Here is a 273-nt window from a genome sequence, read left to right as displayed (position 1 = left end):
ATTGGGGGCGATGATGCGAAACCTAATACCGAAAGGCACCCTCCGGAAGATGCTCCTGCCGCCCACGTACGGCTTGCACCTGGCACGGGGCGCCGAGTTCACGGTGCTCTCCGTCGAAGTCTGGAGCAGTTGCCTTGTGGTCAACATCCACGTGGAGTCCGCTGCCGGGAGAGCCGTCCCGGAAATTGCCATCGAAGACCATTGGGGCACGCAATACACATTCCGGGACTCCGCCAGCGTGGGCTCCCGGAACCTGCAGGTCTTCACCCCGTC

The 273-nt window shown here is 62.6% G+C and carries 1 protein-coding gene; it reads left to right on the top strand.

From position 1 onward, the window contains the following. Window positions 1-49 precede the first annotated feature (49 nt). The coding region (locus AC3XQU_RS23875) for a hypothetical protein (RefSeq protein WP_489876612.1) at window positions 50-273 on the top strand (224 nt) is incomplete at its 3' end.

It is taken from the genome of Telluria sp. AZSoR62, from assembly GCF_058111565.1.
This window is presented reverse-complemented; position numbering and strand designations above follow the sequence as displayed.